29 protein-coding genes are annotated in these 25,629 nt (G+C 55.6%); 10 read left to right on the plus strand and 19 right to left on the minus strand.

Translation table 11 applies throughout. The features are described 5' to 3' along the window. Positions 1 to 2: 2 nt before the first annotated feature. Both PUV47_RS13225 and PUV47_RS13230 read left to right on the plus strand, forming a co-directional pair. Positions 3 to 782, plus strand: coding sequence for an enoyl-CoA hydratase/isomerase family protein (locus PUV47_RS13225; protein ID WP_274219043.1), 780 nt, complete (start codon positions 3 to 5; stop codon positions 780 to 782). 26 nt (positions 783 to 808) lie between these two features. Beyond that, positions 809 to 2,338: an acyl CoA:acetate/3-ketoacid CoA transferase gene (locus tag PUV47_RS13230; protein WP_274219044.1), complete on the plus strand. Its 1,530-nt coding sequence runs from the start codon at positions 809 to 811 to the stop codon at positions 2,336 to 2,338. A gap of 48 nt (positions 2,339 to 2,386) precedes the next feature. Here the strand turns inward: PUV47_RS13230 and PUV47_RS13235 are convergent, their stop codons facing one another. Together PUV47_RS13235 and PUV47_RS13240 are read right to left on the minus strand one after the other, a co-directional pair. Beyond that, positions 2,387 to 2,734 (minus strand): RidA family protein, encoded by a 348-nt coding sequence (locus PUV47_RS13235; RefSeq protein WP_274219045.1) that lies wholly within the window; start codon positions 2,732 to 2,734, stop codon positions 2,387 to 2,389. 148 nt (positions 2,735 to 2,882) lie between these two features. After that, entirely contained in the window at positions 2,883 to 3,659 is a 777-nt protein-coding gene (locus tag PUV47_RS13240) for a glycosyltransferase (protein ID WP_274219046.1), read from the minus strand. 94 nt (positions 3,660 to 3,753) lie between these two features. Here PUV47_RS13240 and PUV47_RS13245 point away from each other — a divergent pair, with 94 nt between their 5' ends. The 6 genes from PUV47_RS13245 to PUV47_RS13270 are packed head-to-tail and all read left to right on the plus strand — an operon-like array spanning position 3,754 to position 8,819. Then, complete coding sequence (locus PUV47_RS13245) at positions 3,754 to 4,524, plus strand: glycosyltransferase family 2 protein (protein WP_274219047.1); 771 nt, start codon at positions 3,754 to 3,756, stop codon at positions 4,522 to 4,524. Positions 4,525 to 4,577: 53 nt separating this feature from the next. Then, positions 4,578 to 5,504 carry a glycosyltransferase family 2 protein gene (locus PUV47_RS13250; protein WP_274219233.1) on the plus strand — a complete coding sequence of 309 codons (927 nt, stop codon included), beginning with the start codon at positions 4,578 to 4,580 and terminating at the stop codon, positions 5,502 to 5,504. A 1-nt stretch (position 5,505) separates the two neighbouring features. Continuing rightward, the gene (locus PUV47_RS13255; protein ID WP_274219048.1) at positions 5,506 to 6,462 is read left to right on the plus strand and encodes a polysaccharide pyruvyl transferase family protein; all 957 of its coding nucleotides are present in this window, start codon (positions 5,506 to 5,508) and stop codon (positions 6,460 to 6,462) included. After that, the gene (locus PUV47_RS13260; protein WP_274219049.1) at positions 6,453 to 7,073 is read left to right on the plus strand and encodes a glycosyltransferase family 29 protein; all 621 of its coding nucleotides are present in this window, start codon (positions 6,453 to 6,455) and stop codon (positions 7,071 to 7,073) included. The genes PUV47_RS13255 and PUV47_RS13260 overlap by 10 nt, the downstream gene beginning before the upstream one ends. Beyond that, a complete protein-coding gene (locus PUV47_RS13265; protein WP_337994504.1) occupies positions 7,070 to 8,047 on the plus strand; it encodes a polysaccharide pyruvyl transferase family protein in 978 nt (325 codons plus the stop codon). The genes PUV47_RS13260 and PUV47_RS13265 overlap by 4 nt, the downstream gene beginning before the upstream one ends. A 43-nt stretch (positions 8,048 to 8,090) precedes the next feature. Then, positions 8,091 to 8,819 (plus strand): hypothetical protein, encoded by a 729-nt coding sequence (locus PUV47_RS13270; RefSeq protein WP_274219051.1) that lies wholly within the window; start codon positions 8,091 to 8,093, stop codon positions 8,817 to 8,819. On the opposite strand, the gene PUV47_RS13275 is transcribed toward PUV47_RS13270, so the two are convergent. The 5 genes from PUV47_RS13275 to PUV47_RS13295 form a co-directional block, all read right to left on the minus strand. Then, positions 8,816 to 10,030, minus strand: a complete 1,215-nt coding sequence (locus PUV47_RS13275) for a serine hydrolase (RefSeq protein ID WP_274219052.1) — start codon at positions 10,028 to 10,030, stop codon at positions 8,816 to 8,818. The two genes, PUV47_RS13270 and PUV47_RS13275, sit on opposite strands and share 4 nt — an antisense overlap. Positions 10,031 to 10,140: 110 nt before the next feature. After that, positions 10,141 to 10,485, minus strand: coding sequence for a TIGR01244 family sulfur transferase (locus PUV47_RS13280; protein ID WP_274219053.1), 345 nt, complete (start codon positions 10,483 to 10,485; stop codon positions 10,141 to 10,143). A gap of 137 nt (positions 10,486 to 10,622) precedes the next feature. Next, on the minus strand, positions 10,623 to 11,027 hold the full coding sequence (locus PUV47_RS13285; RefSeq protein WP_274219054.1) for a DUF6691 family protein: 405 nt from the start codon (positions 11,025 to 11,027) through the stop codon (positions 10,623 to 10,625). A gap of 4 nt (positions 11,028 to 11,031) precedes the next feature. Next, complete coding sequence (locus PUV47_RS13290) at positions 11,032 to 11,466, minus strand: YeeE/YedE family protein (protein ID WP_274219055.1); 435 nt, start codon at positions 11,464 to 11,466, stop codon at positions 11,032 to 11,034. 133 nt (positions 11,467 to 11,599) lie between these two features. Next, positions 11,600 to 12,772 (minus strand): benzoate/H(+) symporter BenE family transporter, encoded by a 1,173-nt coding sequence (locus PUV47_RS13295; protein ID WP_274219056.1) that lies wholly within the window; start codon positions 12,770 to 12,772, stop codon positions 11,600 to 11,602. Positions 12,773 to 12,918: 146 nt separating this feature from the next. Between PUV47_RS13295 and PUV47_RS13300 the strand changes: the two genes are divergently transcribed. Then, positions 12,919 to 13,245, plus strand: a complete 327-nt coding sequence (locus tag PUV47_RS13300) for a hypothetical protein (RefSeq protein WP_274219057.1) — start codon at positions 12,919 to 12,921, stop codon at positions 13,243 to 13,245. A gap of 8 nt (positions 13,246 to 13,253) precedes the next feature. Here PUV47_RS13300 and PUV47_RS13305 read toward each other — a convergent pair whose 3' ends face one another. The 5 genes from PUV47_RS13305 to PUV47_RS13325 all read right to left on the minus strand — a co-directional run bounded on the left by PUV47_RS13305 (position 13,254) and on the right by PUV47_RS13325 (position 16,669). Continuing rightward, entirely contained in the window at positions 13,254 to 13,376 is a 123-nt protein-coding gene (locus tag PUV47_RS13305) for a hypothetical protein (protein WP_274219058.1), read from the minus strand. Further along, a complete protein-coding gene (locus tag PUV47_RS13310) occupies positions 13,373 to 14,863 on the minus strand; it encodes a BCCT family transporter (protein ID WP_274219059.1) in 1,491 nt (496 codons plus the stop codon). Before PUV47_RS13310 ends, PUV47_RS13305 begins: the two co-directional genes overlap by 4 nt. Before the next feature lie 143 nt (positions 14,864 to 15,006). Further along, positions 15,007 to 15,468, minus strand: a complete 462-nt coding sequence (gene queF / locus PUV47_RS13315; protein WP_274219060.1) for a preQ(1) synthase — start codon at positions 15,466 to 15,468, stop codon at positions 15,007 to 15,009. Between the two features lie 25 nt (positions 15,469 to 15,493). Then, positions 15,494 to 16,063: a VUT family protein gene (locus tag PUV47_RS13320; protein ID WP_274219061.1), complete on the minus strand. Its 570-nt coding sequence runs from the start codon at positions 16,061 to 16,063 to the stop codon at positions 15,494 to 15,496. A gap of 165 nt (positions 16,064 to 16,228) precedes the next feature. After that, complete coding sequence (locus tag PUV47_RS13325) at positions 16,229 to 16,669, minus strand: MarR family winged helix-turn-helix transcriptional regulator (protein WP_274219062.1); 441 nt, start codon at positions 16,667 to 16,669, stop codon at positions 16,229 to 16,231. Between the two features lie 78 nt (positions 16,670 to 16,747). Between PUV47_RS13325 and PUV47_RS13330 the strand changes: the two genes are divergently transcribed. Next, a complete protein-coding gene (locus PUV47_RS13330) occupies positions 16,748 to 17,287 on the plus strand; it encodes a cytochrome b (RefSeq protein WP_274219063.1) in 540 nt (179 codons plus the stop codon). 48 nt (positions 17,288 to 17,335) lie between these two features. Here the strand turns inward: PUV47_RS13330 and PUV47_RS13335 are convergent, their stop codons facing one another. The 7 genes from PUV47_RS13335 to PUV47_RS13365 all read right to left on the minus strand — a co-directional run bounded on the left by PUV47_RS13335 (position 17,336) and on the right by PUV47_RS13365 (position 25,560). Next, positions 17,336 to 18,106, minus strand: a complete 771-nt coding sequence (locus PUV47_RS13335) for a hypothetical protein (protein ID WP_274219064.1) — start codon at positions 18,104 to 18,106, stop codon at positions 17,336 to 17,338. A gap of 106 nt (positions 18,107 to 18,212) precedes the next feature. After that, positions 18,213 to 18,956 carry an amino acid ABC transporter ATP-binding protein gene (locus PUV47_RS13340; RefSeq protein WP_274219065.1) on the minus strand — a complete coding sequence of 248 codons (744 nt, stop codon included), beginning with the start codon at positions 18,954 to 18,956 and terminating at the stop codon, positions 18,213 to 18,215. Then, entirely contained in the window at positions 18,953 to 19,627 is a 675-nt protein-coding gene (locus PUV47_RS13345) for an amino acid ABC transporter permease (protein WP_274219066.1), read from the minus strand. Before PUV47_RS13345 ends, PUV47_RS13340 begins: the two co-directional genes overlap by 4 nt. A gap of 54 nt (positions 19,628 to 19,681) precedes the next feature. Further along, complete coding sequence (locus PUV47_RS13350) at positions 19,682 to 20,425, minus strand: amino acid ABC transporter substrate-binding protein (RefSeq protein ID WP_274219067.1); 744 nt, start codon at positions 20,423 to 20,425, stop codon at positions 19,682 to 19,684. A gap of 350 nt (positions 20,426 to 20,775) precedes the next feature. Beyond that, on the minus strand, positions 20,776 to 21,222 hold the full coding sequence (locus PUV47_RS13355) for a hypothetical protein (RefSeq protein ID WP_274219068.1): 447 nt from the start codon (positions 21,220 to 21,222) through the stop codon (positions 20,776 to 20,778). 238 nt (positions 21,223 to 21,460) lie between these two features. Beyond that, positions 21,461 to 23,452 carry a hypothetical protein gene (locus PUV47_RS13360; RefSeq protein WP_274219069.1) on the minus strand — a complete coding sequence of 664 codons (1,992 nt, stop codon included), beginning with the start codon at positions 23,450 to 23,452 and terminating at the stop codon, positions 21,461 to 21,463. Positions 23,453 to 23,574: 122 nt separating this feature from the next. After that, the gene (locus PUV47_RS13365; RefSeq protein WP_274219070.1) at positions 23,575 to 25,560 is read right to left on the minus strand and encodes a hypothetical protein; all 1,986 of its coding nucleotides are present in this window, start codon (positions 25,558 to 25,560) and stop codon (positions 23,575 to 23,577) included. Positions 25,561 to 25,629: the final 69 nt, after the last annotated feature.

Consider the following 25,629-nt stretch of genomic DNA (forward strand, 5'->3'; position numbering starts at 1 on the left):
ACATGAAGTTAAGTGAGCAGACAAGATGGGTGCGCCATGAAGCCCATGGCGAGATCATCCTCAACCGCCCGGAAAAGGGCAACGCCCTGACCTATGCCATGCTGGAAGACCTTGGCAAGATCTGCGAGGAAGCGCGGGGGGACCGAGACCTTCGGGCCATTGTCCTGCGCGGGGAAGGCGACCGGTTCTTTTGCACCGGCGGAGACATCGAGGCATGGGGCAGCCTGACGCCGCACGATATGGGGCGTGACTGGATACTGTTTGGCATTGAGGCGTTTGAGCGCTTGCGCAAGTTGCCTCAGCCGATCATTGCGGCCATCAACGGCCATTGCCTTGGCGGCGGGCTGGAGCTGGCCATGGCTGCAGACCTGCGCCTGTGTACGGCACGCGCCAAGTTCGGCACGCCGGAAGTCACGCTTGGCATGATCCCCGGCTGGATGGGCGTGCGCCGTCTGGCGGAGATCGCCGGGGTTTCACGCGCGCGTCATCTCACCCTCTTGGGGGCGCCGATTTCTGCCCAAACAGCTGAGAGCTGGGGGCTGGTCACGGCTGTCTGTGAAGATCAGGAGGCCTTGCAAACCAAAACTGCGGAGTGGTTGGCGCAGCTTTCCGGCAACGGCCCTTCGGCCATGGCTCTGGTGAAGGGGCTTCTCGACACCATGCACGAGGATATGGCGCAGCACCACGCCAGCGCGGTGGCGCAGGCCGCCGGAACGGAAGATTGCAGGGAAGGCGTTCAAGCTTTCCTTGAAAAGCGCAGACCCACCTATACCAACCGCTAGAGCGAACCACCAACTGGACTGAACCCATGGCAAAAGCAGAGTTTTTGAGCGCCCAAGACGCGGCCGCCCTGATCAAGGATGGCGATACCATTGCCATATCCGGCAATGGCGCAGGGATGATCTCCGCTGAGGAGATTCTGGAGGCCATCGAAACGCGGTTTTTGGAGACCGGACATCCGAGGGATCTGACGCTTGTTCATTCTCTCGGGCTGGGTGATCGCGATCGAATGGGCACCAACCGCTTTGCCCATGAGGGCATGGTGAAGCGGGTCATTGCCGCTCATTTCACCTGGTCGCCCAAGATGCAGCAGCTTGTGCGCGACGAAAAAGTGGAGGCCTATTGCTTCCCCGGCGGTGTAGTGCAGCATCTCCTGCGGGAAATCGGCGCGGGCCGTCCGGGCCTGTTCACCCATTCGGGCCTCGGCACTTTTGTTGACCCTCGTCAGCAGGGGGGCAAGTGCAATGCCCGTACCACCGAAGATCTGGTGGAGCTGATGGAGGTGGATGGCAAGGAGATCCTCCGCTACAAGCCGTTCAAGGTGGATGTGGCCATTGTGCGCGGCACCTATGCCGACACCAAGGGCAACATCAGCCCGGAGGAAGAGAGCATCGACATGGACATTCACTCCATGGCTCTTGCCGCCCACAACTCTGGTGGGCTTGTGCTGGCACAGGTGCGTCAGGTGGTGGCGCAAGGTGCCTTGCACGCCCGGCACGTGCGCATTCCGGGCATCATGGTCAATGGTGTGGTTGCCGCACCCGAGCAACCTCAGTTTTATGGGCGCTCCTACGACCTTACCGTTTCTGGTGCCAAACGGGCCTATCTTGGGGAGGCAACGGCAGATATTCCCGCCAAGCTGGAGCGCCGCATCATCGCCCGCCGCGCCGCACTTGAACTGAAGGAGAATGCTTCGCTCAACTTCGGGTTCGGTATTCCCGGTGGCATTTTTGGCGTTGTTGCAGAACAAGGTATTGGCGATAGGCTCTGGATGAGCCTTGAGCAGGGCATTCATAATGGCCGCATGCTGGACGATGCCTTGTTCGGGGCTGCGAGCAACACCGACGCCATCATCCCTTCCATCGAGCAGTTCGACTACTACTCAGGCGGCGGAATTGACGTGACCTTTTTGGGCATGGGCGAAGCGGACCGGCACGGCAACGTGAATGTGTCCCATCTGGGCGGCAATTTGATTGGTCCGGGTGGCTTTATCGAAATTGCCCAAAACGCCAAGAAGGTGGTGTTCTGCGGCACGTTTGATGCGGCAGGGGCCAAGGTCGCTTTTGTAGGCGGCAAGCTCGCGGTGATCCAACCGGGAAAGGTGCGCAAGTTCACCCAAAAGGTGGCGGCGATTACCTTTTCTGGCGCCTTTGCCCGGCAGTCTGGGCAGGAAGTGCTTTACATAACCGAGCGCGCAGTGTTCCGCTTAAGCGATGAAGGGCTAGAGATCATCGAGCTGGCACCGGGCATCGAGCCCGAGCGGGACATTTTTCCATTCATGGACTTCCGGCCCGGGCTTAATTTGCAGCGGACCATGCCCGAAGGGTGTTTTCTCTAAAGAAAAAGGCGGGAGCTGGTCCCGCCTTTGTTCAATCTCCGCAGTGCCTTAGCAGGCAGCTGTGATGATGATTTCCACTTTCAGCTCTGGGGAAGCGAGCTTGGCTTCGCCGCAAGCGCGGGCAGGGGCGTGGCCTTCTGGTACCCAAGCATCCCAAACGTTGTTCATGGCAGCGAAGTCGGCCATGTCGGAAAGCCAGACAATTGCCTGGAGAATACGTGTGCGATCGGAACCGGCTTGCTCCAAAAGCGCGTCAATGCGGCGCAAGCACTCCTTGGTCTGCTCTTCAACGCTGTCGCCGCGGTTTCCCACCTGTCCGCAGAGATAAACCGTGCCACTGTGCTTCACGATCTTGCTCATGCGCTGTTTGATTTCCATGCGCTCGATTTCGGCCATTTTTCGCTCCGGTGTTTAGAGGTCTTTTCTGAGACGCGACCCTATAGGCGCTGCGATGCCATGCCAAAGGGCATTCCGCCACAGCTCATGATCCCCACACAGATAAATCGCCGCAGGTTAGCGATCGATCCGATTGTGGGTGAAGGGATCAAACATCGGCGCCCAGACGGCGGCGCAACCTGTTTACTCGCTTCATAACCGAGCGTTTCATACGTTGCGGAAAGGTTTTCGCCCTGATGGGTTGAGCTGGATCATCTACATGCTGTCCATCACCAATATGATGGCATGCACCTGGGTCCAGAAAAGCAACCATGAGGCCATCACGTTTCATTGCGATGCTAATTCTTTCTTCCGTTACGTGTTTGGCATAGGGCCCGTACCTCTTCCAGAGGCTCAAGCGGGTCAGGCCAGGATTGAACGAAAAACTCAGCCATTCCGGGTGGATATCCAAAGGCATCAACGCATAGCGAACCCCGTCTACTTCCTTGCGAATGCAGTTTTTCTGAAAACGCTCCTGCAGATCTGATAGCTTTCGAACACTTACGACACTTACGTTCGGCTCTGCTTCTAGCACTTTCATACAGGAAGGGATCGTGTTTTCGCCGTCGAACAACCAATCATCTTCACCGTGATAGATGAAGTCGGTCTCCACCATATCATATAGCTTGTCGATGGATTTCATTTGGCCCAACTGGGGGTGATTCAGGATCACTTCTACATCTGGATGAGTTTCTTCGAGCCAGTTTTTTACTTGGGTGCTATTGGCATCATCAATCACCAACATTCGTTTGAAGCTATCCCTATGGGAAGGCAGAAAGCTATTCAGTGTTCTTTGCAAAAGCTCCGTCCGCCCGCAACTTGTAATGCAAAGAGTTACGTCAGCGTCATTGCTGTTGATTTCCGTCATAATCCGTGCCTTTTCCATAAAAAAGCTTCTCAGTCCTGGGAGGCTCTTGATCTGGTCAAATTTTGCCGCGATATGTACCCGCTAATGATCTCTAGAAAAAGAGCTTAGTGCCATGTCAGGGAAACCTGCACCATTATCTGTGCTAATAAGAAGTCTCAATGAAGGCGATCGCATAGCGAGAACGCTGAAAAGCGTGCAGGGGCTGGGGCAAGAAATCATCGTCGTGGATTCTGGCTCGACCGACGATACGGTAGAGATCGCTGAGTCGTTTGGGGCTAAGGTAATACATAACCCTTGGGGCGGTTTCGGTCCGCAAAGAAGTTTTGGCGAAAAACAATGCGCATTTGACTGGGTGTTTTACATCGACGCAGATGAAGTCGTGACGCCAGAGCTGAAGGACGAGATACTGCAGCTCTTCAACAACGATGAGCCTACAGAAGTCTGTTTCCTCATTCGAAATACCATGGTGCTTCCTGGAGACGAAAAACCCCGCCTGTTTGCTGACTACCGCAAGGTCCCGCGTCTTTACAATCTAAAGCACGCGCGCATCAAGCTAGATCCTTCCTATGATCGTATGCAGGTCGATGATGGCTATCGCGTGGGTATATTGAGCGCTCGGCAGTACCACTACTCCTTTCGCAACTGGGGACATACGATTGCAAAATTGAATTACACCTCAGATCTCGCAGCACAGACGCAGGAAAAGAAACCCTTGTGGCAGCTGAGATTGAGGTTGATCACTGAATTTCCAGTTGAGATGTTCAAGTATCTTTTTGTGCGGCGTTTCATATTTGCAGGTTGGAAGGGCTTTGCCTTTGCCGCAACGCAATCGTTTTCCCGGTTCATGCGCATTCTTAAAATGCTTGAAAGCCGCATGCATTAGTTTCCTGAGGGGCGGAATTGTAATTGGTGACTAAGCAAAATTTAGTTTTGTGCGTGTGTACACGCGGCAGGTCGGAAATGCTGTTGGCCTGTATGATAGCAATTGGGCGCCTAAAAAGCGCGCCAAGTTTGAAACTGTCTGTTCTCGTCTGCAACAACAATGCTGAGCCTCTGGAAAAAGGGTACGTTTCGGCGCTTGAAGAAGCCGTCGGAGTTCAGTTTTTTTTGGTCAATGAACCTGAGCCGGGCATTCCATTCGCCCGCAATACCGCCATTGAGGCTGCCGTTGCATTAAAACCCGAGTGGATTGGCTTCATTGATGATGATGAGCAAGTTGATGAGAACTGGCTCTTAGAGATCGAGCGGGCAATGAAGACTTGGCCTGCTGATGTTTTCCACGGCTGGACTCAATCAACTCCGGAGCCCGGGGCAAATCTGGATTGGTACTTCAACAAACCGAGAAACAAACGTGTAGGCGGGACCGAGATGTCGTCCGCTGGCACTGACAATGTTGTTATAAAAGCTCAACTGGTTGATGGCACTAAAGAAAAGTATCGTTTTAATCAAACCATGAGGTTCAGCGGTGGCACTGATTTAGAGCTGTTTTACCGTGTAACCGATGCTGGTTATCGCATTGTTTGGGTGCCTGATGCTATAACCAAAGAAACAATACCTGCCGAGCGCCTTACGTTAAGATATCAGATCAAACGCGCAAAGGCGGTAGCCGCTGTGCATGGGTATATCTCGAGATCTCGAAAAGGCATGGCTGTCGCTGTCATCCAGATACTGCCAAAAGCGGCTGGGCGTTTGGTTCAGGCTTTTGGCCTGTTATTTGTTGCTTTGGGCGCTTGGGCGGTTCAAAACAAAGGCTGGCGCAAGGTCCTTCTGAAAGCATCCAAAAAGTTGGCTTATGTGGTAGGTACGATTGCTGGATTGGCACAATCCCTGCCCTCAGTCTATCAAAAAATCCATGGTCGCTGAAATGAGTATTAAGAAAAAACTCGATGCCGCTCGAATAAAGCTTGGGTTAAGAAAAGATAAAGAGCGGGATTGGGAGTATACTAACCCGCCTCTAGTCAAGTATTCTGGTACTGGTAAGCCGAAGTTGCGTATATTGGGTAGTCATGACGGCTACCATTGCGGTTGTACTGCTGTCATCGAAAGTTTACGCAAGGCTGCAATTCAGAATGGTTGGCAAGTTGCAGTCTATGGTGAGCCTTTCCATGCGTTAGCGGTAAATGGTGAAGGAGCAATGCATGATAATGGCCCAAATTTCCATAAAAAAATGAGAGCCCTGAAAGCAGCTGTGGAGTTCGGTGCGCCCGCATTTCTCGTAAACACTGTTTGGGCAAATAATACCAGCAACTATGACGGTATATTGCGAAAACTAGATCGTATCATTACACGCGATGTACTCAGCCAACATGAGTTGCGAGCTAGCCATGATGTACTAGCAGACTTTGTTATTGATGCGTCATTTTTCTTTGGAGACACTGTACATCCGAAGCGAAACCAAAACAGGCATGGAGTAGCAGTAACAGACTATTACAGCAAGGAAATGGGCAAGTTCGTTAAATTTGTGAACTCTTTTGAGAACTACGAATACCTAGATTTGGCAGCGGGGACATGGCAGGAAACTATTGACTTCTTGTCTTCTAAGAGAGTTCTCATAACCGGGCGACATCACGCGGTTTATGCAGCTTGCAAAGCAAGAACTCCGTTCGTAGCACTTGAAGGAAATACACATAAAATTAGAGGCTTAATTGAAAGTTCGGGCCTCGAAATACCTGTGGCTAGCTCGCTGTCCGAGGCCGAAGAGCTGTTCCCAGTTATAGATAAGTATGAGCGCGCATTTTCTGACCTGTTTGATTGGATGGCGGAGCAAGATGGTAGACGAGTCATACCGAGCGTTCGGAGCGCCGCTGATAGATGGACTTAATAAAGATCGAGCAAGAAGTGCGAGGAAATCGTGTCGCAATAGTTGGTAATGCGCAGTCCTTGCTTAGAACTTCATTTGGGCGAGACATTGACGCTCATGACATTGTTGTAAGATTGAATCGGGGCGTCGTATCTCCTTCTGCTCGATCTCATGGCAAGAAAACCGACATTTGGTGTTTTAGTGTACTAGATCAAATGACACCGGTACTAAAGAGAGCCAACTACCGCTACCGTATTGGAATGTCCCCAAAGCAAGTAAATTTACCGGATAATGAAGAAATTGTTTATCCTAGTGAGTATTGGTCGAGACTATCTGCATTGATCGGCGCTAGGCCTTCAGTAGGATGCATGGCTTTGGATTTAATCAGTCGATTCCAACCGTACTCTGTCACCTTGTACGGTTTCGACTTTAAAGAAACCAAAAGCTATTACGAGAAGCACCATAACTTTGGCCAACATGACTTTGCCGCTGAAAGATTGTTCGCAAAAACTTTAGTTTCTAAAAATGGTTGGGAAATTATTGCGGCAGATGCGGGGCATAGGTCTCCATTAACGGTACTGGCTAGTCTCACTGGTGCATTGAAAGGCTTTGGAAAGGGAATAATGAAGTGAGAATTGCATTATTTAATGACACCTCGCCCACTTTGCATCACGGTTGCAACTTAGTTATGACAAATCTAACGAATTTACTGGCCAAGCACGCTTCAGAGCCCTGCCTTTTCTGGCCAGTGGCAAGCGACTGGTCACCCTTTGAAGCAAGGTTACGATCAATGTCGTTAGATGCGATAGTCGTCAACGGTGAGGGTTCGATTCATACAGTAGATTCGCGGCCCCGAGCTAGGCAACTACTGGGGTTGTCCAGATTTGCAAAGGAGTTAGGAGTTCCCTCGTTTCTGGTCAATAGTTCATTATTTAATCTCGATGACCAAGCCTTTGAGGCTTTAAATTCATTCTCAAAAATTTTGGTTAGAGAAAGTAGAAGTAAAGAATACTTGGAAAAAAACGGTATCAATTGTGAAATCGCGCCTGATCTATCGATGGTTGATTTGAGTTTCCGGCCAGAAGCATGCGGTGAAAGAACCACGAAGTTGGCGACCGACAGTGTATTTCCGTCATATTCCCGTGAGATCAAGGCCTTCGCCGACAAACACTCATTCGTCTTTGAGAGTATGCAGAGGAAACCAACCTGGTTGGAAAAAAGAAGGAAAAAAATCAAAAAGTCGCTAGGTGTTTTTCCGGCTACGCGATTGTATAAGCCGACATCGGACTTTCACAGTTTCTTGAAACGCATAGGTGAGGCACAACTTGTTGTAACCGGGCGGTTTCATACAGTTACCTTGTGTCTTCTTACTTCTACACCTTTTATTGCTGTTGAATCCAATACTCCGAAGATTTCGGCATTGGTTGGTGATTGCTTGGGAGATGATGAGCGTGTTGTCTCGCTTGAGAGGTTGAAGAACCTGTCGGCTGGTGATCTAGAACGGCTAAGTCGATTTTCAGAGGCTGAACATGCTAGTATTAACGAGTTTCTTTACGCAGGGACAAACTCAGCAAATAGCTTTTTTTCCCGAATGTTCGGGTTTTAGTTTGGGCGGTTAGACTATTTTGGGTAAGACTAGATTACTAAAGATGGCAGTAAATCGCTTTCGATTTATGGCATCCAATATTGGCGGTCGCCACGTTATGCAAGGGCGTGATTTCACTTCGAAGAGAATTGCTGTGGTAGGACCTGCAGCGCCTCTCGAGGGTACCCATGTTCAGTTAGATGCTAGCCAATTTGACTACTTGATAGTTATGAATCGCCTTCTTCATTCCAAGCCGGAAAACGTTTTTGGAGCTCCAGCGATTGGCAAAGTCTTGTTCCACAATTTGGAGGAAACGGGAGAGCGAAGTGCAGGAAATCTTTCCAAGAATGCTTTGTTCGAAGAACACGTGAAGTATGTCGTTTTTCCACACGCTACTTATTTAGGTGTTGGAGGGAAGTTTTATCGAGCTTCTAATACCTTGAGTAAGTTCGGTGTTGAACTAAAGGTACTGCCATTTTCTTTTTATAATGAACTAGTGGAAGATCTTGGAGGGTACGCTCCAACAACAGGTTTAGCTGCTATAGCCTATTTGTTACGCTGTCCTGTACATAGTGTGAGCATTTCCGGCTTTACTTTTTTCCAAACTGGCTATCAAAAAGAGTACAATAATAGCTTAGAGGCCAATACGCAGCCTTGGGTGTGGGCTAAACATACTGGACTTCACGACCCTGATCGTGAAGTAGAGGTGGCTCGCCGTAGAGTCAATGAAGCTAGAAAGGCAGGAAAGCAGGTCTGTCTGGACGCGTCGCTACAAACAATTTTAACCCGTTAGGCTTTTTTAAAACCCTCCAACAAACTCGCCATCAGGGCTAGGGCCTTGGGTTCGTTGATGGGGGCCGATGGGTCATTCCAGGTCGCGGAGAGGCGGTATTTTGTACCGCCTTTTGTTTCCAATTGATAGGTGAAGTTCAGCACGCCAATTTCGCTGCCGCCTTTATAGGCCACATGGTGCCAGTCGGCCTTTTCCGCCGCGCCAAGGAAGATTTTCATGGCGGGGTCATCGCCCACTTTCTCGATGATCTCGCAGAGTTCTTCTGCACTTGCATACCACTGCAGGCCTTCTTTGTAGGGAAGGGCGGCAGCATCCGGTCCCGGCAGTGGGCGGTCCGCCAGCTCGGCCAAAATGGCAAGGCGCTCGTCAGTGCTGGCAGCGGCATAGCGGTCCGCAAGGGCTGGGTCGGCTTTGAGCTGAAAGAACTGGCGTGTGGTCAGAAAAGGCGTCCGTCCGTCTGCGCCGTCCAGAGTGCGTGCTCCCACCAGGTTGATGATGAGATCTGCCGCAGAATTGTCTGAATTGGCAATCATTTGCTGGGTGACCGCTTTCACGCTCTGCAGGCCGCCAATGTTCTTTCCACTGACAAGGCCGCCGGGCAGGGAGGCGAACTCCTCTGACAAGCGCAGCTTTTGTGTTGCCTTCAGGTTGCCAGCCTTCAACTTGGCGCGCAGTGCCTCCAGCACCCACATCTTGAAGGAGGAGCCAATGGCGAGGCGCACCTGCGCGTTGTACTGAGCTTCTACGTGGCCATCCTTGATCAGCAGGTGGCTATGGCGAGGTGCAAGCTCACGCATCGCCTGTAGAATATCCTGAATGTTGGTCAATCTGCTGCGCGGTGACTTGATGAAAAAGCCAGAGGCGTGGCCTGCGCGCGCGCGGTCCAAAAGCACAGGCAAAACAAAGTCCTGCGTGGTCACCAGATAGCCAGGCCCCTTGTGGTCGCGGGCGACCTCCACCGCAGGGCCATAGACGCTGCGCGCCTGCTGCAGCGACGCCTTAAGGGCATCGGGCGCGACAACCTGAAGAAAGCCAGAGGAAAACATGGATAAGTCCTCAGGCTCTGCCGCCCAGATGCGGAAGATCAAGTCTTCCGGCGTCATGGCGCGTAAGGCCATGGCCTCTGGCGTAAGGCGTTTTGCCGGAGACAGCTTCTGCAGGCCAGCCTGTATGTTCTTGAGGCCTTGGACCATTTCCTGAAGAAGACGCATACTGAGGGAGCTCCTGTTCCGGCGCTTGGGTGAAACACGTTCACCCGTTTAGCGCGGTTTCAGGGGGCAATCCAGTTTGGAATTCAACTGAGAAACAGCTTGTTCACGGCTCAGCCTGCTTTGGGCAGGGATTGGGCTGCTTGAAACAATGTTGTACACCGGGCGCCACTGCGACAGTAGGCAAGCACGGGGGCGGGCAGGCGGTCGATTGCCTCAGCCATTTCAAGCGCGGCGGTCATCAGGTCAGAGCTGTGGTCAACGGGAATAAACACCAGTTCCATGCCGGCTTCTTCGGCGGCCTTGGTCACTTCGGCCACGGTGGGTTGGCCAAAATCCTCCCCGTCCGGGCGGTTGCAGATCAGCGCGTTGAACCCGTGCTCCTTAAGGGCAGGCACATCTTCCGGCGTAATCTGACCGGCAACAAAAAAGTCAGGGGTGAGCTGGCGTATGGACACGCGTTTTTCTCCAGTCAGCTGAGTGAGTAACTGGGAGAAATACTTAATCATCTGCGCAGGCTTTCACAAGGGCCGGGGCTCGCTCCTCCCACGAAGAAGACGCGAGCCCGGCAGGACATCCGGTGAAGTGGGGCGTTTTAAACGCGGCGGGCCACTGCCATGCCGATGATCATGGCGGCGACAAAAACAAGTGCGCTTGTCGTTGCAAGTCCGGCAGAGGACAGGGCAGGTCCTGGACAGAGGCCCCCCAAACCCCAGCCAATGCCGAAAATGCCAGCGCCAGCCAGAAGGCGCTTGTCCACTGCGGCTTTGAGCGGCAGGTGAAAGCTGTTGTCCAGCAATGGCTTTTCCAACTTGTTTAAGAAGAAGAACGCAGGCATGGCCACCGCGATTGCCCCGCCCATCACAAAAGCGAGGCTTGGGTCCCACGTGCCAGCAAGGTCGAGGAAGTTTTGCACCTTGGCCGGGTTGTCCATGCCCGAAAGCGCCAGACCGAAACCGAAGATCAGGCCTGCTGCAAGGCCGAGAAGAAGTCGTGCCATGGGATCAGCCTCCAACAAGATGGCGCAGAACGAACACGGTGATGAAACCGGTCGCCATGAAGGTGAGCGTTGCTGCAATGGAGCGCACAGACAAACGGGAAATGCCACAGACCCCATGGCCGCTGGTGCAGCCGTTGCCATAAACGGACCCAAAGCCCACCAGCACTCCGGCAATGGCGAGCAAGGGCAGGCCTGCGGTAAAGGTCTGCTGGATTGGGCCGCCACTCAGCAGTTGAAAGAGCACCGGTGCGGCTATGAGGCCGATGACAAAGGTCACCTCCCAGCCGCGTTCATTTGCACTGCCGGATGGCGGCAGAAGGCGGCTCACAATGCCACTGATGCCCGCAATCCGGCCAAGACCGGCATAAAGAAGCACGGCCGAAAGACCAATCAAGATGCCGCCCGCCAGCGAGGCGAGGGGGGTAAAGCTTGTTTCCATGTCCCTGTCCACTTTGCACGGCGCGTTCGCGCTGTTGCGTGATGCTCTAAATATTAGATAATTCTAATATAGAGATTTGCGCCAAGGGTCAACAGGGGGCGAAGCACACTTTCTGCGGGCATTCCGGCCCGGCTCAGGCGGGGTTCCGGTGTCGGACCCGGTTCAGTGCCACCATTGCACAGCCGAACAGAAGCGCCCAGAACGCGCTGCCAATGCCGAGCGCGGAAACGCCGGATGTGGCAATGAGGAATGTGACCATGGCGGCTTCCCGGTTTTCGGTGTCTTTAAGCGCGCCGCTCATGGAAGCGGTGAGCGCACCGATGAGAGCGAGACCAGCCACCGCTTCGATCAGGATTGGCGGCGAGAGTGAGATGAACGCCACCGCGGCCGCTGCAAAAATGCCGAGAAAAATGTAAAGAACACCGCCGAAGACGGCAGACCAGTAGCGCCTTGCAGGGTCTGGGTGAACCTCCTCGCCCGCGCACATGGCGGCGGTAATGGCTGCCATGTTGACGGACAGCGCCCCAAAAGGGCCGCCGATCATGGTTGCAATCCCCGTTGCGCCAATGGTTGGGCCGGAGCGGGGCTTGTAGCCAAAGCTGTTCAGGATGGCCATGCCGGGGATGTTCTGCGAGGCCATGGTAACGATGTAAAGCGGCACGGCGATGCCCACAAGTGCGGCCCAACTGAACTCTGGAAACACAAGAATTGGCGTTGCGACCAGTGTGGCCGTGGCCATGCCGGAAAGGTCGGTGGTCAAGGAAATGGCAATGGCGGTGGCAACAACAGCCGCCGGCACAGCGGCGATCCTGTTCATGCGGCCAACGATAAGCCATGTCAGCACGATGGGCAGAGCGACCAGCGGCAGGCTTGCCACGGCTTTGACGGGTGCCAGACACAACACCATCAACACGCCTGCCAGCATGGCCTGCGCAATGCTCGTCGGAATGGCAGAAATCAGCCGCTCCAAGGGGCGAAAATAGGCGGTCACAACCACCAGAAGCCCTGCCACCACAAAAGCGCCGGTCGCGAGCGCGAAGCCGCCTTCAAGAGGCACGGACGAGGCAAGCAGGGCGGCACCGGGCGTTGACCATGCGATGCTGATGGGCATCTTCGTTTTCAGGCTTAAAAGGATGGCGAGGCCGCCCATGAGGATGGACAGGACCATGAGACCGGAAGCCGCCTGTTCGGGTGTCGCGCCAACCTGGCGCAGCCCTTGGATGATCACCGCAAAGGAGCTGGCAAAGCCAACAAATGCGGCAAGGAAACCGGCGAAGACTGCCGTTGATGAAATGCTTTTGAACATGGCGGGGCCCGACTCGATAGGTATATGCGGCAAGACCGCGCAGGGTAACGGTCTCAAGTGTTAAGTAAATACCCGATGTGTAGGTGCTGGCTGAATGGCGCTAAACATTAAGGGGATAGGCAGCATTGGTGGGGGGCACGACGCTGATGAAAAAGGCAGGGCAGAACAAGGTCCGCGACAACTGGCAAATCTATGCCGTGTTCATCAATGTGGCTGTGCCGGGCCTTTACATGGTGGCCCAGCATTCGCTGTTCGAGCTGCCCAACTCGGTGTTTGCCGCGCAGCTGCCCGGCAGCACGGGGCTCGCGCTCTTCATGATCTTAACACTCTGCAACATGTATCTGGCCTTGTTGCTTCAGGGTTGGCAGCGCTGGTTCATCGTTTTGTTGATGATCCTCAACACCGCCAGTCTCGTGCTCTTGAGCATGCTTTCAGTGTTCAACGCGCTTACGTTGATACCGCTGTTGTTCTGAATGGCTTTTCAGTCCGGTTTGTCCTTGCGGTCCTTGCTGTCTACTCCGATCGGGGCGAAGTACAGCCACACGAGAAGCGCGATGAACGCGAAGACCTCGATGTTCATGATCGTATCGAGCCACTCGCTCATTTGACACTCTCCTCTGCCTTGAGGGTTTTCAAGAAGGCGACCACCAGCAGGCAAACGATAAAGACAAACGGCAGTGCGCCAAGGGCGATGATTGTTTTCACCGTGGCCACGTCTCCGGTCAGGATCATCACAAAGCCCAGCCCGCCCAAAATCACGCCCCAGACCAGTTTGACCCGCGACGGCGGATTAACATCCCCCTCGCAGGAAAACATGGAAAGAACGAAAGCGGCACTCACCACACTGGTTACAATGAAAAGGAAGGTGGCGATGATTACTGCGATGCTGGTCAGGGTCGGCAAGGGGAACATGTCGAGCACATAGTAAGTCACTGCATCCAGATTGGTGCGTGTCACTTCCAGAATGGGCACCGTGTCCACCAGCGCAGCATGAAAACCCACGCCGCCAAACACTCCGAACCAGATGACAGAAAACGCCGTTGGCACCAAAATCACGCCGCACAAGAACTCGCGGATTGTGCGGCCCTTGGAAATGCGCGCAATGAACACGCCCACAAACGGAGCCCACGCCAGCCACCACACCATGTAGTTCAGCGTCCAGGCTTGGAACCAGTCATTGACCGTCTCGTCAAGGAAGGTGAACGTTCGGAAGCCATGGGGTACCACGCTGGAGAGATATTCGCCGATGGATTGCACCAGCCCGCCCATGATGTAGTGGGTTGGACCTGCCAGCAGCAGGAACACAAGCAGCAAAATGGCTATGCCCATGGCAAGGTTTGCCAACAGCGACATGCCTTTGCCCAGATCCACCACGAGCGCGGGAAAGTAGCACAGGCACAAGGCTGCAAACACGAGGACGGTAAGGGTCATGCCGGAACCCTCCAGTCCAAACATGATGTTCAGCCCTTCCTGCACTTGAAACACACCCATGGCAACTGAGCCGCCAAGGCCGATTGCAATGGCAAAGATCGCCAGCAGGTCACTCAGCCAGGCCACGGCCCGTACGAGCACATGATCACCAAAGCCATGGCGAATGGGGGCCCCGATGACGCTTGGCTCGCCCTTGCGAAAGCCAAAATACGCAATCACCAGCCCTGTCATTGCGTAGATGGCCCAAGCGTGCAGACCCCAATGAAAGTTGGTCAGAAACAGCGCCTTGTCTGCGGCAAAGGATTCTTCTGTTTGCTCTGTCAGGGTCAGAAAATGGGTTACGGGCTCGGCGGTTGCCCAGTACAGCAGGCCCACCCCCATACCAGCGGAAAACAGCATGGTCAGCCAGGACACCACGTCAAACTCAGGTTCGTCGTCATCCGCGCCCAGCTTGATGTTGCCATAGCGGCTCACCGCAATGGTAAAGCTGATGAGGAGCAGGAAGCTCACCGTAAGCATGATGAACCATCCGCGAGAGGTGAACTGAACGGTTACCAACTCGGTGGCGATGGCGGCAAGGCTGGCAACATCATAAAGGCCCCATCCGGCGATGAAGGCAGTAAGCGCAAGGGCAATGAGGAGTTTCGGCTTGGCAAACATGCACGCTCCTTGGTCGGGGCCAAATCAGCCCAAGGTTGCGCGCAACACTACAACTAAAAACTGAAGCTGTCGTTAGGGTAAAGGGCGCGCGTGCGCCGGCTTCCTGAAAACCGGCGCAGCGAGTTTTGCAGCCAGATGGTTGGTTATCCGCGTCCGCGATAGGGCTGAACACCCTGATCTGGCACCCACGTGCCAGCGGGGATTTCTCCATGCTGCCAGAACACATCAATGGGCATTCCACCGCGCGGGTACCAGTAACCGCCAATGCGCAGCCAGCGCGGCTCAATCAGCTTTACGATGCGCTTGCCAATCGCCACTGTGCAGTCTTCGTGAAACGCGCCATGGTTGCGGAAGGACAGGAGATAGAGCTTCAGGCTCTTGCTCTCCACCAGCCATTTGTCGGCCACAAAGTCCAGCACAAGGTGGGCAAAGTCCGGCTGGCTGGTTACCGGGCAAATGGAAGTGAACTCCGGCATGGTGAAGCGGGTCACATAGTTCGTGTCTTCGTGTGGGTTGGGCACGCGCTCCAGCACGGCTTCTTCCGGGCTCTGTGGCAATGGGGTGGAAACGCCAAGTTGGCCAAGGCCCTGTTCGGAATGGGTCATTGTCTCGCCTCTGTGTATTGGGGGGTCAAGCGGGTTGCAGGCCACGGCGGGCGTCATAGCGACGGATCAGCGCCACCAATGGGATGGTGGCAAACACGACCCATGCCTTGCCGACAATCTGTTCCAAAAGAAAATCCAGATTGCCGAACGCGAGCTGCAGAAAGATCACGCTGTCCAGCACCAGTCCCACCAGCGAGGACAGCACCACGGCGCGCACCAAACCGCGTCGTTGCAGCGGCGTGAAAATGGCAAGATCGGCAAATTCCGACAGCAGGAACGCCACAACGGAGGCAATTACAATGGCAGGTGGGGCCACCATCCACGACAGCAGCGCACCAACGGCAATGGCCACAATGGCCCAGTTGAGACCAAGGCGGCGCTGCACCAGGTCACGGAGCAAAAGCGCCGCACCGACAACAACAACGCCGCTTGGTGCCATCAAGCCAAAGCCGACAGGGATCAGGCACGGGCCGTTGGACGGGCACACGGTGCCAACGTTTGCAAGCATCCAGTTGGAAGTGGGAATACACGCCGCAAACAGGGCGAGAAAGAACAAGCCCTCAAGGCGCTGCCTTGAGATCTGATTGGGTGTCATAGGGAACTCCTGGCGCTTGCAGGCGGAATAGACCTGGGCGCATTCGTTTCTTTTTCGGGTTCACGCGCTGACAGGCGAAGCAGCCTGGGCGCATTCGCAGCCTTCTAATGGTTCCTGCGTAAATCACCAGTGTTTTTGTGAAGGAAAACCGCTGGAGCTGTGGGTTTAGTGCTCTTTTTCGCTGCGCATGGTGGCGATCACCTTCAGCATCAGGTCGATGAACTGCTCCACCTCTTCATCGCTCAAGCCCGCAAGGGCGGCTTTATTTTGTGCTTTGGCCGCCTCATAGGCAGCCTCCCGAATTGCCTTGCCTTTCTCACTGAGGAAAATGACACGCGCGCGGGAATCATCCGGGTGGGGTTTGCGATGAATGAGGTCATCGCGTTCCATGCGCTTCAAGGTGGCAGCCATGGTGGCTTGCTCCACGTCTGTGGCCCGAACGAGATCGGCTTGTGTGCAGCTGCCCCGCTCCCAGAGTTCAAGAAGGGCAGGGAACTGGCCGGGCGAAATGCCAAGCGGGCGAATGCGCTCGTAAAGGCCTTCGGCAAACAGACGCGCCATGAGGTTGGCCAAGTATCCGGCAGATCGGTTTTTAGAAAACTCCATGGCTCAGTCTAACACAGAGTTGCATAGCATGCTATGTTTATGATATATAGCATGCTATATAAATAAATGAGGACGGACATGAAAAGCACCCCGAACCAGTACGGCACTGTTGCTGTTACTCTGCATTGGCTGAGCGCTGCGGTGATCGTTGCATTGCTCACCTCAGGCTTCTTGTCGGGCTATGCGTCCTCCGAAGTGGCGCGCAAGACCATTTTGGCCGCCCATGTGCCCATGGGGCTCGGCATTCTGGTGCTCACTGTGCTGCGTATTGGTTGGTGGCTGGTGGCAGACCGCAAGCCAGCGCCTGCGCAAGAGGGTAACGCCTTGCAAAACCGGTTGGCGCGGATTGTTCACACGCTGACCTATGTCCTGATCCTGTTCGTGTGTATCAGTGGCATTGGCATGATGGCACTTACCGGCGCCGCGGATGTGCTGTTTGATGTCACAGCTGGGCCTCTGCCAGACTTTACTGAAGTTGGCCCCCGGGCGGGCCATGGCCTTGGCGTGCGTTTGCTGATGGGCCTTCTGGCGCTTCATGTTGTGGCGGCGCTTTATCACCACTTCTTGCGCAAGGATCAGTCGTTGGCCCGCATGTGGTACTTGGACGACAAAGCATAGGTAAGGCGAGAAAGGCGCGGCATACCGCGCCTCGTGTCTTGCCGGGCGCTAAGAGGAGTAGCTTACTCTCTTCAGGTCCGGCGCAATCCTGCAGGAGTTATAGAAGTCTGGGTTTTCGTTCAGATTGTCCGCAGTGTAGTAGCGTTGGAGTGCTGCTGCTTCGTTGGCATCCAATGAAAAAGATGTAGTGCTTTGAATGGTATGGCGCTCGCCATCCTCATCGTTCCAGATCGTTTCAAGCACAATGCTGTACGCGCCTTTTTGAGCCCACCTGATCAAGGGCTCATAAGCCTTGCTCAGATTCTCGGTGATCTCCGGGTCGACATCGTAGGCAGGCTCTGCATCCAACGAGAGATCAGCGTACTCGATGGCACTCTCCAGCCGCTGAAACAAAATGCGGAAGGTTTCAATGTTCTGGCTCGACCAGTCTGGCTGATAGACGGCACTGGCAACCCATTGTTCCGTCGGCGCTATCCCGCGGCTGACAAAGGGCTCAAACACGGGCCGAGCAAGCATATCCACTTTGGTTTTGGACTGAACGCCGGGGTCTTGAAAAGCGGCCACAACTTTGCCGCTGCTGTCGGCAATGGCCAATCGCATGGAAAGCACGGTCGCATAGCCATCTCCCACGTTCTGATAGGGGATTTTGGCCGTGGCAAACACACCCCACTTTCCGCAGCGAAGCGCAAAATCGGCAAGTTCGCTCTCTTCAATCTCACCCTGCTGGAAGTAGGTGTAGAGCGGTGGAAACTGGCTCGCAAACAACGCAACAAGTGCGATTACAGTCGCGCCAACAGAAGAAATGCGATCAATATTCATTTGGCTCCCAACTCAATCCAAGAATAAACCCGAAAATGGAATTTATTCTAATACTAGTTGAGTTGAGCGCCTTAACAACACCTAAGAATTACAAAACTACGACACGTCAGGAAGCGCTTGGCAACACTTTGCGCAGGAATGCCTTGGTCCGATCATCCTCCGGTGCAGAGAAGATCTTTGAGGGTGGGCCTTGCTCGACGATCCGGCCGCCTTCCATGAAGATCACCCGATCAGCGATGTCTTTGGCAAAGCTCATCTCGTGGGTAACGATCAGCATGGTGCGGTGCTGGTCGGCAACCCGTTTCATGAGCTGCAGCACTTCCTCCACCCATTCCGGGTCGAGCGCGGAGGTCGGCTCGTCCACCAGCATCAGGTCCGTATCAACAGACATGGCGCGTCCAATGCCAACGCGTTGCTGCTGACCACCCGAAAGCGCGGCAGGATAGGCGTCCGCCTTGTCCGCAAGGCCAATGGTGGCAAGGATCTCATCCGCCCTGTTCAGCGCCTCCTCACGGCCCCACTTGCGCACGGTATAAAGACCTTCGGCAATGTTCTCGCGGGCGGTCTTGTTGGCAAACAGGGCGTAGTTCTGAAACACGAAGCTGGTGCGCAGGCGCAGGCGTTGAATGTCCTTCGGGCTGGCCTTGGTCACGTCGATGGTTTCATCATCGAAGATGATTTCTCCGCCATCCGGCGTGTCGAGAAAGTTCAGGCAGCGTAGCAGCGTCGACTTGCCTGTGCCAGAAGGGCCAATGATGACAATGCGTTCGCCCTTTTCGATGTCCAGATCGATGCCGTTCAGCACAGGCGTGCCATTGTAAATCTTGGTGAGGCCGCGGATCTTGATCATCGTACAAATGCCTTCGACAGTCTGCCTTCCAGACGCTGCTGGAAGAGGGAGAGCGCTTCAACGATCACCCAATAGAACACGGCGACCACGATGAAGGTTTCAAAGTAGAGGAAGCTGCCCGCCGCTTCCTTCTGGGCTGCCCCCATCAGCTCGGTCACCCCAAGGGTGAACGCCAGCGAGGTGCCCTTGATCAGGTCGATGAAGTAGTTGACCAGCGTTGGTGCGGCCACGCGGGAGGCCTGAGGCAGGATGATCCGGCGCATCATCTGCGCCATGGACATGCCTATGGCCTTGGAGGCTTCCCACTGGCTGCGGTCCACGCCAAGGATGGCGGCGCGAATGCTTTCTGCCATGTAAGCGGCAAAGTGCAGGGTCAGGCCGATGATCGCGGCGCTCACGCCGTCCAGCGCGGTCAGGATCGGCAGCAGCTGTGGCAAGCCGTAATAGAACAGGAACAGCTGAACCAGGAGCGGTGTGCCGCGAAAGAAAGAGATGAACACCCGCGTGATGCCATCCAGAACCGGAATGCCCGCCACGCGGATAATCGCAAGCAGAGAGGCCAATGCGAGCGCCAGTGCCATCGAGACCGAGGCCATGCCAAGGGTCAGGGGCACGTATTTCAGGAGCACGGGCACCAGCCCGAGCATGTACTCAAAGTCGAGCGCTCGCATCAGGATACTCTCTACGCTTGGGGTCTCGCTGCTTGGGAGGAAGCAGAGGCCCTCTTAGTTCTTGGTGATGTCCGCTTCGAACCACTTCTGGGAGATTTCGGCGAGCTTGCCGTTTTCCTTCAGCGTGGTGAGGGCAGCGTCCACCTTTGCAGCCAGCGCCTTGCTCTCATCGTCAGAGCGGAATGGCAGCGCGTTGCGGATCTCGGAGAAGGGCTCGCCAGCAAGGGCCAGCGGCAGCGGTGTTTCCTTGATCAACTGTGCAGCGCTCACACGGTCCATGACGAAGGCATCAACGCGGCCCAGAGCGGTTTCCTGTGCCAGATTGCTCTCGTAGGTCTTGATGTCGATCTCGTCTGCATAGGGCAGTTCGCGCAGAAGCTGCTCGAAGTTGGAGCCCAGGTTCACCGCAACGGAGCGCCCTTTCAGGGCCTCAACGCCGGTTACTTCGTCCTGATTGCCGTCCTTCACCACGACCTGCGCACCGTCATAAACGTAGGGCTGGGTAAAGGTGAACTTGGCTTCGCGCTCTGGCGTGATGGTGATCTGGTTGGCAATGGTGTCGATGCGGCCTGCTTCCAGCGCCCCAACCAGACCGGAAAAGCTCATGGTCACAAACTCGATGTCGTCGCCGGTGACTTCGCCGACAGCGTTCATGACATCCACTTCAAAACCCTGAAGTTTGTCCTGCTGAACAAAGGTGAATGGGAAATAGCCGCCGGACATTCCAACGCGGATGGTGTCAGCCTGAGCTGCCGGGATCGCGGTCAAAAGAGCCGCTGCTACAACAAGAGCACGCATGATTAAACCTTGATTGCTTGAGTGATGAAGTGCGTTGGGCTCTATATAGCGGCTTTGGAATAAAATTCCCATAGGGGGCCGCAAGGGGCAAAAAGAAAAGCAGTAAAACCTAGTTCAGAGAAAAATGTTGGAAATGCATTCTATTGTTGCGCAATTTCTACAATCTCATTCCATGCGGGGTATTGGAGAAGGGAAGTTGTTCTAGCGGGCTTGCGCTGTCGCGTTCAACTTTCTCGTGAAGACGCTAATATGAGAATGATTTTTGGTTAGTACCCCGTTTTTGGTATATCAGAGCTGCCGGGTTTGGCAGCTCCGGGCTTGTTCAGGCGGGGCTGCCGTCTCTCCCCCTTTCAAAGGGGCATAACTGACAGGGCGTTCTCTGTGATCTGCACCTTGCACGGGCCGTCTTCCTCGTCTTGCAGGGCAAAACGGGTCGAGGCCCCTTCGAAGAAACCGCGCAGCTCCGTATAGCCGACCGCCTGACAGCCCCAGCCGGAAACGCTGCCGAAGAAAACCGTTTCATCAAAGCGCTGGCCCGCCCTCATCCGGGCGAACATCTGGAAACCTTTAAAGATCTCAGGGGCTACGGTGCGATCAAAGACTTCCGCCACCAAGGCCCCTTCTGCCGCGTAGGTGATGACAAGGGGCAGGTGCGCCACGGCCATCCAGTACCCGCACCTGCAGGCAATGCCGAGGCTTGAAGCCATTGGCGTGGTTTGAATGAAGGTCTCCGAAAAGGCGATTTGACCCGGTGCCAGCGCTTCTGGGTTGGCCGCCATGGTGAGGGGATAGGGCATTTGTTGTTCTCCTTCCCAGCTATCCAAGAGGCGAAGACCCGCCGTTTTGCTTGGTGTGAAGGGGATAACCAGACCTGTTTCAAACGTGGTTTCCGAATGCTTTCCGGGCATTGAAAAAAGCTATCCCCGCCGCACTGAGGTGCGGGGCATAGGGCCTACGAACAAGCTGGGGCCGAAGACAGTAAGCCAAGGACTGCGGGCGGGCGCCCGCGCTTTGCAGGAACGGCAGACAGAGGGGTCAAGGACGCCGTGTCTGGCCAATGATGGGCGTGTGAACAGGTGTTGCCACACCGTAGATAACGGCCAGCGTACCGCCACCGCGCCAAATCTTGCGCGGGCCCACCAGATTGGAGGTTTCCGGGGCCTGCGAGAAGTCATCCCAGGTGTTGGCGATCCAAAGGTTCCCGGCGGTGTCCGTGGCCACGTCGGTCACGCCCTTTATGCTGCCGCTCTGGAAGCTGTGCAGCACGGTGCCAACTTGAGTGTTGAGGGAGGTCTCGCCGCGGGTGACGCCTGCCATCAGCACAACGCTGCGGTTCCAGAGGCTGGCGATCCAGATATCGTCGTTGCCGTCAACGCTCACACTCCATGGCATGTCCAGCGCGCCATCACCGGCAAACCCTTCTGCCGTGATCAGTTCACCATCGGGCCGAATGGCATAAATGCGTCCCTGCGGGGCATGGCTGTCTTTTTCCGCAAGGAACTGCTCAATGATCCGGTCAAACGTTGAAAGGGCAGGCTCGCCTTCCCGAGGCTCAGGCAGCGGCGTGTCAGGCGACAAAGCGCTGGCCACCCAGATGTTGCCAAGGGAGTCTATGGCAAGGCCGCGCGGCGCATTGGGCACCTTGATGCTCTTTGCCTTGGAAGGGTCGCCCGCATTGAAACGCAGCACCGTATCGCTGCCGCCGTTGCCAACCCAAACGCGGTCTTCGTCATCCACCACCACGCCAAAGGGGCGGTCCAGCCCATCGACAACGATGATCTTGCCGTTCTCCGTGTTGCCATTTCGAAAGTAGATCAGCTGATTGCCTTGGGCGTCAGCGGCCCAGACGTCTTCACTTGCTGCGCCGGAAACGCCCGTAATCTGCTGTATCTCGCCATTCAGCTTGGAATCTTCAGAAGTGCCGATGAGGTCTCCGGCAAAATTGAATTTCGAAATCTCGCCGTTCAATGACCCCACCCAAATGGCGTCGTAGGCGTTGGCCACGCCCCAATCCACCCCGTTGAGATCGCCAGCGGTCCATCCTGTTGGCGCGGGGGATTTGGGCTCGCCGTTGGGGCCGAGCTTGGCAAGGCCGCCGCCAATGTTTTGCCCCGGAGAGGACAGGGAGCCCTGCATCCACACTTGGCCGCTCCACACATTGCCCCAGCGGTCTACGGCCAGCCGCGCAGGCGCGTTGATGCCACCTCCGGCAAAAGCGAGGATCATGGCAAAGTCGCGTGGTCGGAAATCAAGGTAAGGCACGAACGGGGCCTCCCGGCGCTGGCCGCCTTCGGGCACCGGAAAGGCCCGGTCAAACAGGTCGTAGATGTCTGGTGCCCCAATCCATGGCTGCTGGGCAATGGCTGCAATCACATCAATGGTGGTGGGGGGCACAGAGCGGTCCTGCTGAACGGGCAGGGCCAGACGCTCAAAGGCATCGGCCCATACCTCATCCTCGGTGCGGTGATAGGCCGTGATCAGGCTGGCGAGGGTGTTGAGCTTGGCAAGACTGTTGTTTTCTCTAGCGTTCAGCGGGCTCAGCACGGCCTCACCCCACGTGCCGGTGAGTGGGTCCACCAGATTGGGCATGTTGGCAGCGGCAATGAGAAGGCCCCGCTGGTTGCCGCGAATGTCCACCCCGTTCATGAACTGGGCATGGGTGAAGATGGTGGCAATGGTGGTCAGCTCGTTGATGAAAACCTGCTCCTGCAAGCGCGGCCCAATGGCCGACATCAACATCACCTGATTGTTCTCAACGTGGGCGGCTGTCAGGTAGAACAGCCCATCCTCATTGGCCCCGTCGAGCCGGGAAAAGGTGAAGCTGCCGTTCTCATCGGTCACAGCGGCACCAAGCTGGTCGGCCCCTGACTCGCCATCGGTTTGCCAGAGGATCACCGGGGCCGCCACCAGAGGTTCGCCGCCAAGCGTGGCGACGCCTTGAAGCTGGGCGGCCCAACTCGGCAAGGGGACAAGGGCAAGAAGTGCTAGAGCGCCAATCAGTTGGCGCACAGCGGTTATCATCGGCATTCTCCGGCCTTTTTGCGAAAAACTATAGCGCTTAAACGGCAAAAAGCACCAAGCTGTTTGAACTAGGGTTTACGCGGCGCGTGCGTCCGCCGCGTAACGCTTAGAAGATGTATCCGGCTAACTTATTGAACGGGAACGTTTACGGGCCCCATCACCGGGGTCTCGACGGGCTTGGCCGCGCCGTAAATCACGGCGATGCCGGTGCCGCCAGCCCAGGTGGAGGAAGGGCGGCTGGGGTCGTCACTCACCACAACCTCGGCATCGTTCCAGTTGTTTGCAAGCCACACGTTGCCTGCCGGGTCGATGGCAACATCCGTTACCATCTGAATGCTTCCGCTTTGGAAAATGTGAACCACATCGCCCGGATCAACATCCAGCATTTCATCGCTGCGTTTAACGCCCGCCAGAAGCGCGACGCCGCGTCCACCAAAATTGCCGAGCCAGACATCATCGTGGCCATCCACGGAAACGCCCCACGGGACGTTGATCTTGCCATCGCCGTTAAAGCCCTTTGGATGAACCTGTTCACCAGACGGGCTGATCAAACTGACAACGCCGGAGCTTTCACCGCCAACAAGCTGTTTTTCCATGGACTTTGCCAGCAGCTCGAACTGTTTCATGATGGGTGTTCCAGCGGGAATGGCGGGTGGCTCCGCCCCCACATCCAGCAGACTGGCGACCCACAGGTTGCCGGAGGAATCCAGCGCCACCCCGCGCACACCGGTGCCCACGCTGTAGCTTTCAACGGCGTTGGGATCATCGGCAGGAAAGCGCAGCACGGTGTTGGACTGAGAGTTGCTCACCCAGACCCGGTTTTCCGCGTCAACAGCGATGCCAAAGGGCGACTTCAGGCCTTCAACTTGAACCAGCTTTCCCTGTTTGGTGTCTCCTCCCGGAAAATGGACCAGCTGGTCCTTGGAGCCATCGGCAATCCAAACATCGCCATTGGGCGCGGTTGCGACCCCCATCAGCTCCCCTAGCTGGCCGGTGAGGTCTGCGTCCTTTTCCGTGCCAATCAGGTTGCCGTCAAAGTCGAACTTGCTGATGGTGCTGTTCAGGGCTGCCACCCAGATGCCGGTCTGGTCAACACCCGTGCCCCAGCCCACGCCATCTACGCGCTGGCCAGTAAAGCCCGTGATGGGCGGTGAAAGGGCCGTTCCATCGGGGGCGAGTTTGGTCAAGCCGCCGCCAATATTGTGCACGACGCTGGACTGGGAACCGGGCATCCAGTTCTGACCGCTCCACACATTGCCTTGCGCATCAATGGCCAGACGCCCCGGCGCGTAGGTTCCGCCCCCGGCAAAGCGCAGCACCAACGCAAAGTCATCGGGCGCATACTGGAGATAGGGCTGGAAGGGCGCAGGCCGCCGAAGCAGGCCCTCTTTCATGGGGTAGGCAGTCTCAAACAGCTTGAAAGTCTGCTCTGCATTTTGCCAAGGTGCCCGTGCCAGCGTTACCGCCACATCCAGTGTGGTGCGGGCGGCGGTTTTATCAGCCGGTGTGGCGTCTACTTGATCCTGATAGGTTCCTGTCCAGTCCAAATCCTTGGAAAGGGCATAGGCTGTCAGCAGGGACGCCATGGTGTTCAGCTTGGCAAGTGTGGTGCTCTGCGTGCTGTTGAGCGGATCGAGCAGCGCATCACCCCACGTCCCGGTGGCGGGGTCTACAAGATTTGGGGTGTTTCGTGCTGCGATCGAAAGGCCAAGCGGTGTACCGACCAGCTTGTGGTCCTTGAGGAACTGGGCGTGGGTGAAAACGCTGGCAACGGTTGTCAGCTCATTCACCACCGCCTTCTCTGGAAACTCTGTGCCCAGAACCGACAGGAGAAGAAGGTTCTTGTTCTCTTGTGCTGTGACCAGAAGATAGAAACTGCCCTGTGCCGAGATTGCATCAAATTGCTTGAAGGAAAAGCTGCCATCCGCCTTGGTGGTGGTCACGTTGAGCTGTTCTGGCCCGTTCAAACCGTTTGTTTGCCAAAGGGTTACATTGGCATCCGGTAGCGGGGCGTGGCCAACCGAGACGCTGCCTTCCAAAGACTGCGCCTGCGCTGAAGTCTGGACAATAAACAGCGCAAGGAACGCCAATGTTCCTGCCAGTAGGGTTTTCATCTCTGAACTCCTGTTCTTGTTGTTGCGCAAGATTAGGAGTTCAGAGGTGAATCCGCGATAAAACACCGG

The sequence above is a fragment of the Pseudovibrio exalbescens genome (assembly GCF_028737195.1).
In the GTDB taxonomy this organism is placed as follows: domain Bacteria; phylum Pseudomonadota; class Alphaproteobacteria; order Rhizobiales; family Stappiaceae; genus Pseudovibrio; species Pseudovibrio zosterae.